The 6,879-nt window shown below is 74.6% G+C and carries 5 protein-coding genes; all 5 read left to right on the forward strand.

Annotated features, from left to right (window positions below; genetic code table 11):
• Positions 1–127: 127 nt before the first annotated feature.
• The 5 genes from ADK60_RS28470 to ADK60_RS28490 all read left to right on the forward strand — a co-directional run bounded on the left by ADK60_RS28470 (position 128) and on the right by ADK60_RS28490 (position 6,788).
• Positions 128–1,498 carry an ammonium transporter gene (locus tag ADK60_RS28470; protein WP_053649732.1) on the forward strand — a complete coding sequence of 457 codons (1,371 nt, stop codon included), beginning with the start codon at positions 128–130 and terminating at the stop codon, positions 1,496–1,498.
• Positions 1,495–1,833, forward strand: a complete 339-nt coding sequence (locus tag ADK60_RS28475; RefSeq protein WP_045941269.1) for a P-II family nitrogen regulator — start codon at positions 1,495–1,497, stop codon at positions 1,831–1,833. The genes ADK60_RS28470 and ADK60_RS28475 overlap by 4 nt, the downstream gene beginning before the upstream one ends.
• A gap of 129 nt (positions 1,834–1,962) precedes the next feature.
• Positions 1,963–4,440, forward strand: a complete 2,478-nt coding sequence (locus ADK60_RS28480; RefSeq protein WP_053649734.1) for a [protein-PII] uridylyltransferase — start codon at positions 1,963–1,965, stop codon at positions 4,438–4,440.
• A gap of 122 nt (positions 4,441–4,562) precedes the next feature.
• Positions 4,563–6,128: a signal recognition particle protein gene (gene ffh, locus ADK60_RS28485; protein WP_053649736.1), complete on the forward strand. Its 1,566-nt coding sequence runs from the start codon at positions 4,563–4,565 to the stop codon at positions 6,126–6,128.
• Positions 6,129–6,248: 120 nt separating this feature from the next.
• Entirely contained in the window at positions 6,249–6,788 is a 540-nt protein-coding gene (locus ADK60_RS28490) for a GNAT family N-acetyltransferase (protein ID WP_053649738.1), read from the forward strand.
• Positions 6,789–6,879: the final 91 nt, after the last annotated feature.

The raw sequence follows: 6,879 nt of genomic DNA on the forward strand, positions 1-6,879 counted from the left end.
ACGGCGGCGAAACAACCGGCAACATCGGCCGAAACCGGCCTTCGGCACGCTCCTCCTCATCGCCGACGCCCCGGTGCACGGGACAGGAACCCGGGTGCGGATCGGCTTCCAGTCAGGAGGTACGCCGATGCCGGACGGCTTCAGCGCGGGTGACACCGCCTTCGTACTCGTCAGTGCGGCCCTGGTCATGGTGATGACCCCGGGGCTGGCCTTCTTCTACGGGGGGATGGTCCGGGCCAAGAGCACACTGAACATGCTGGCGATGAGCTTCCTCTCGCTGGGCATCGTCAGCGTGCTGTGGGTCCTCTACGGGTACTCGCTCAGCTTCGGGCCCGACGCGGGCGCCGGTCTGATCGGAAACCTGGACTTCCTGGGGATGAACGGAATCGGCCTCAACGACCTCGCCGGGACGATCCCGGTGACGGCCTTCTCCGCCTTCCAGCTGATGTTCGCCATCATCACCCCGGCCCTGATCAGCGGGGCGATCGCGGACCGCGCCAAGTTCACCGCCTGGGGCCTGTTCGTGGCGCTCTGGGTCACCGTGGTCTACTTCCCGGTCGCGCACTGGGTGTTCTTCTTCGACGGCGGCAACGGCGGCTGGCTCGGCGACCGCAACGGCGTGATCGACTTCGCCGGCGGGACGGCCGTCCACATCAACGCCGGTGTCGCGGGCCTGGCGCTGTGCCTGGTGCTCGGCCGACGGATCGGCTTCCGCAAGGACCCGATGCGCCCGCACTCGCTGCCGCTGGTGATGCTCGGCTCCGGGCTGCTCTGGTTCGGCTGGTTCGGCTTCAACGCCGGCTCGGCGCTGGCCGCCAACGGCGTCGCGGCGATGGCCCTGATCAACACCCAGGTCGCCACCGGTGCCGCGCTGATCGGCTGGCTGATCTACGAGAAGCTGCGGCACGGCGCCTTCACCACCCTGGGCGCCGCCTCCGGCGCGGTGGCCGGCCTGGTGGCCGTCACCCCGGCCTGCGGCTCGGTCTCCCCGCTCGGCGCGGTGGCGATCGGCCTGGTCGCCGGAGCCGCCTGCGCGGCCGCGATCAGCCTCAAGTACCGCTTCGGCTTCGACGACTCGCTCGACGTGGTCGGCGTGCACGCGGTCGGCGGGGCGATCGGCTCGCTGCTGGTCGGCCTGTTCGCCACCGGGACGGTCGGCCAGACCGCCAAGGGGCTCTTCTACGGCGGCGGGTTCGAGCAGTTGGGCAAGCAGGCGATGGGCGTGGCGGTCGTCGCCGTCTACTCCTTCGTGCTCTCCTGGCTGCTGGCCAAGGCGATCGACAGGACGATCGGGTTCCGGGTCTCCGAGGAGGTCGAGGTGGCCGGTATCGACCAGGCCGAGCACGCCGAGTCCGCGTACGACTTCAGCGCCCTCGGCTCGGGCCTGGGCCGGTCCTCGGCCGCCCCGGCGCCGACGCCCGCGACCGCCGCACCCGCCGCCACTGCCGTCACCGCCGTGGCGAAGAGCACCGAGAAGACCGAGGTGGACGCCCGATGAAGCTCATCACCGCCGTCATCAAGCCCCACCGTCTGGACGAGGTGAAGGCCGCCCTGCAGTCCTTCGGCGTGCACGGCCTGACCGTCTCCGAGGCGAGCGGCTACGGCCGCCAGCGCGGCCACACCGAGGTCTACCGGGGCGCGGAGTACACCGTGGACCTGGTGCCCAAGGTCAGAGTCGAGGTCCTGGCCGAGGACGAGGACGCCGAGCAGCTGATCGACGTCCTGGTCGAGGCGGCCAGGACCGGGAAGATCGGCGACGGCAAGGTGTGGACCATCCCGGTCGACACCGCCGTCCGGGTCCGTACCGGCGAACGCGGCCCCGACGCCCTGTAGGGCCCCCTTCCGGCGCCCTGACCAGCAGCCCCTCCCCGCGGGCCTGCGACCCCCCCACGGTCGCAGGTCCGCCGACGGCGTTCCGGCGCCCGTTCGACCGACCCGCACGACCACGGACGGGGACTTCACATGGCTTCCCACACCGACGACACCCACCCGGGCCCGGCCGGTCCGGCCGACCCCGCCGCGGCCCGGGCCCGGCTGCTCACCGCCCCCGGGCCCGGCGGCCGGGCCCGCCGCGCCGAACTGTCCGCACGCACCGACGACTGGCTGGCCGCCCTGTTCGCCTCGGCCGGCGCCCCCGCCGGGACCGCCGTGGTCGCGGTCGGCGGCTACGGGCGCGGCGAGCTCTCTCCGCGCAGCGACCTCGATGTGCTGCTGCTGCACGAGGGCCGGTTGGACCCGGCCCTGCCCGAGCGGCTCTGGTACCCGGTCTGGGACTCCGGTGCCGCCCTGGACCACGCCGTCCGCACCCCGGCCGAGGCCCGGGCGGTGGCGGCCGCCGACCTCAAGGCCCAGCTCGGCCTGCTGGACGCCCGGCACGTGGCGGGCGACCCGGCGCTCACCGCCGCGCTGCGCTCCACCGTGCTCGCCGACTGGCGGGCGGGCGCGGCGCGGCGGCTGCCGGAGCTGCGCGAGCTGGGCCGGGAGCGGGCCGAGCGGCACGGCGAACTGTCCTTCCTGCTGGAGCCCGACCTCAAGGAGGCCAAGGGCGGTCTGCGGGACGTGGTCGCGCTGGACGCGATCGCCGCCAGCTGGCTGGCCGACGCGCCCCGGGAGGGCCTGGACGCGGCCGCGCTCCGGCTGGCCGACGTCCGCGACGCGCTCCACCTGGTCACCGGCCGGGCCACCGAACGGCTCGCCCTGCAGGACCAGGACCAGGTCGCCGAGCGGCTCGGCGTGCTGGACGCGGACACCCTGCTGCGGCAGGTCTACGAGGCGGCCAGGACCGTCGCCTACGCCGCGGACGTCACCTGGCGGGCGGTGGACCGGGTGCTGGTCGCCCGCTCGGGCCGGGGCCGGCGTCCGCACCGGCGCGGGTTCCCGTTCACCGGTCCGTTCGGCGGCACGTCCGGTGCCGCCAGGCGCGGCGCGGGCGCGGTGGCCCGGGGTGCGGTGGAGCGTCGGCCGCTCGCCGAGGGCGTCGTCGAGCAGGACGGCGAGGCGGTGCTCGCCCAGGGCGCGCGCCCGGCCGCGGACCCGGTGCTGCCGCTGCGCGCCGCCGCGGCGGCCGCCCAGAACGGGCTCACCGTCTCCCACGCGACGGTGCGCCGGCTGGCCGCCGAGTGCCGTCCGCTGCCGGTGCCCTGGCCGGACGAGGCGCGCGAGCAGCTGGTCACCCTGCTCGGCGCGGGCGAGGCCTGTCTGCCGGTCTGGGAGGCGCTGGAGGCGGAGGGGCTGATCACCCGGCTGCTGCCCGACTGGGAGCGGGTCCGCTGCCGGCCGCAGCGCAACGCGGTGCACCGCTGGACGGTGGACCGGCACCTGGTGGAGACCGCGGTGCGGGCCGCCGCGATGACCCGCCGGGTGGCCCGGCCGGACCTGCTGCTGGTCGCCGCGCTGCTGCACGACCTCGGCAAGGGCTGGCCCGGTGACCACAGCGAGGCGGGTGAGGTGATCGTCCGCGACGTGGCCGCCCGGATGGGCTTCGACCCGGAGTCGGTGGAGACCCTGGCCGTGCTGGTCCGCCACCACCTGACCCTGGTGGACACCGCGACCCGGCGCGATCCGGACGACCCGGCCACCGTGGAGGCCGTCACCAAGGTGGTCACCACGCTGCCCCGGCTGGAGCTGCTGCGGGCGCTGACCGAGGCGGACGCGCTGGCCACCGGCCCGGCCGCGTGGAGCGGCTGGCGGGCCTCGCTGGTGGACGGCCTGGCCGCGCGGGCCGCCGCCCGGCTGGCCGGGGACGCCGCCGCGGGCCCGGAGCCGGCCGCCGCGCCGACCGCCGAGCAGGAGCGGCTCGCGGTGGAGGCGGCCAGGACCGGCGAACCGGCGCTCTCCCTGCTGGCCCAGGCCGAGGCTGACCCGGCCGGTACCGAGCCGATGGGTGTGCGGCTGCTGCTGGCCGTCCCGGACCGGCCGGGGCTGCTCGGCACCGTCGCCGGGGTGCTGGCCCTGCACCGGCTGGCGGTCCGCTCGGCGGGGCTGCGGGAGCTGGACCCGATCGGCGCGGGGCCGGTGCTGCTGCTGTCCTGGACGGTGGCGGCGGAGTTCGGGGAGCTGCCGGAGGCGGCGCGGCTGCGGGCCGACCTGCGCCGGGCCCTGGACGGCTCGCTGGACGTCGCGCGCCGGCTGGCCGAGCGGGACGCGGCGGCCCCGCGCCGGCGGGGGATCCCGACCCCGCCGCCGGTGGTCGCGGTGGCGCCCCCGGTCGCCTCGGCGACCGCCACGGTGCTGGAGGTGCGCGCCCACGACGCCCCCGGGCTGCTGCACCGGATCGGCCGGGCCCTGGACGGCGCGGGGGTGCGGGTGCGGACGGCGCACGTCTCCACCCTGGGCGCGGACGTCGTCGACGCCTTCTACCTGACCGACCCGGCGGGCCGTCCGCTGTCCGCCGGGCGGGCCGCGGAGGTGGCGGCGGCGGTGCGCGCGGCCCTGGGCTGAGCGGCTCCTCCGGGGCTGCCGGAGTTCCTCCGAACCCGGGTGGAGACCGTCCGTGGACCGGCCGGATACCCTTGGGGGCGACGACCGTACTCAGACCGATGCCGTAGAGGACCCGCGACGACGTGTTCGACACCCTTTCCGATCGCCTCGCAGCGACGTTCAAGAACCTCCGGGGCAAGGGCCGCCTGAGCGAGGCGGACATCGACGCCACCACCCGCGAGATCCGCATCGCGCTGCTGGAGGCGGATGTCGCGCTGCCGGTCGTCCGGGCCTTCATCAAGCGGGTGAAGGAGCGCGCGCTCGGCTCCGAGGTCTCCGGTGCGCTGAACCCGGCCCAGCAGATCATCAAGATCGTCAACGAGGAGCTCGTCGCCATTCTCGGCGGCGAGACCCGCCGGGTGCGCTTCGCCAAGAGCGGCCCGACGGTGATCATGCTCGCGGGCCTCCAGGGTGCCGGTAAGACCACCCTCGCGGGCAAGCTCGGCCACTGGCTGAAGCAGCAGAAGCACACCCCGCTGCTGGTCGCCTGCGACCTCCAGCGCCCCAACGCCGTCAACCAGCTGCAGGTCGTCGCCGACCGCGCGGGCGTCGCGTTCTACGGGCCGCAGCCGGGCAACGGCGTCGGTGACCCGGTCCAGGTGGCCCGGGACTCGATCGAGTACGCCAAGCAGAAGCAGTACGACGTCGTCATCGTCGACACCGCCGGCCGCCTCGGCATCGATGCCGAGCTGATGCAGCAGGCCGCCGACATCCGGGCCGCGGTGAACCCGGACGAGGTCCTGTTCGTCGTCGACGCCATGATCGGCCAGGACGCGGTCACCACCGCGCAGGCCTTCCTCGACGGTGTCGACTTCACCGGCGTGGTGCTCTCCAAGCTCGACGGCGACGCCCGCGGCGGTGCCGCGCTCTCGGTCGCGCACGTCACCGGCCGCCAGATCATGTTCGCCTCCAACGGCGAGAAGGTCGACGACTTCGACGCGTTCCACCCGGACCGGATGGCCTCGCGCATCCTGGGCATGGGTGACGTCCTCTCGCTGATCGAGAAGGCCGAGCAGACCTTCTCGCAGGCCGAGGCCGAGAAGATCGCCGCCAAGCTGCGCGGCGGCCCGAAGGCCTTCACGCTGGACGACTTCCTGTCGCAGCTGGAGCAGGTCCAGAAGATGGGCTCGATCTCCAAGCTGCTGGGCATGCTGCCCGGGATGGGCCAGATCCGCGACCAGATCAACAACATCGACGACAAGGACGTCAACCGCGTCGGCGCCATCATCAAGTCGATGACCCCGACCGAGCGGGCCGAGCCGGAGCTGATCAACGGCTCGCGCCGGGCCCGCATCGCCAAGGGTTCGGGCGTCCAGGTCGGCGAGGTGAAGAACCTGGTCGAGCGGTTCTTCGAGGCCCGCAAGATGATGTCGGCGATGGCCTCCGGCAAGGGCATGCCGGGCATGCCGGGTATCCCGGGCATGGGTGGCGGCGGCAAGAAGAGCACCAAGAAGGCTCCGGCCGCCAAGGGCAAGCGCAAGAGCGGCAACCCGCTGAAGCGGGCGCAGGAGGAGGCCGCGGCCGCCGAGCGCCGCGCACTCGGCCCCGGTGCCGACCAGGCCCCCGCCCAGGGCGGCGCCTTCGGCCTCGGCGCGGGCAAGGGCCCGGCCGACTTCGAGCTGCCCAAGGAGTTCAAGGACCTGCTGTAGTCCTGCCCCGGTCCTGCCCGGTCCCCGCTGCTGCGGGTCCCGGGACGAACGGCCCGCCGCCCCGGTATCCCGGGCGGTGGGCCGTTCGCATGCCTGATGGTCATCCGAGATGATGGTCCGATGCGAGTAACGATCAGGGCCCCGCGGGCCGGGGACGAGGTGGCGTACGCCGAGGCGGTCCGGCGGTCCGCCGAGCACATCGGCCGGTGGAACCCGGTCGAGCCGGACGCGCTGCCGGACCTGCTGGAGCGCCAGGGGCCGGGCCTGCGGACCTTCCTGATCGTCGACCTGGAGACCGGCGGACTGGTCGGCAAGGTCAATGTGGCCAACATCGTGATGGGCCGCTTCTGCAACGGCTCGCTGGGCTACGACTCGTTCCTGCCGTTCGCCGGCACCGGGCGGATGACCGAGGGGCTGCGGCTGGTGCTGGACACCTGCTTCGCCGGGCACCCGGAGGGCGGGCTGGGGCTGCACCGGCTGGAGATCAACGTCCAGCCGGACAACGGGCGGTCGATCGCGCTCGCCAAGCGGCTGGGCTTCCGGCACGAGGGGTTCACACCGCGGATGCTGTTCCTCCAGGGGGCCTGGCGGGACCACGAGCGGTTCGCGCTGACCTCGGAGGAGTGGCCCGGGTCGGCCGCGGCGGACGAGCGGGGCTGACGGCGGGTCGGCCGGGGGGGGGGGGCCGGGGGGGGGTGGGGGGTTGGGGGGGGGGGGGGGGGGGCGGGGGGGGGCGGGGGGGGGGGGGGGG

It is taken from the genome of Streptomyces sp. XY431 (assembly GCF_001279805.1).
Lineage (GTDB): Bacteria > Actinomycetota > Actinomycetes > Streptomycetales > Streptomycetaceae > Kitasatospora > Kitasatospora purpeofusca.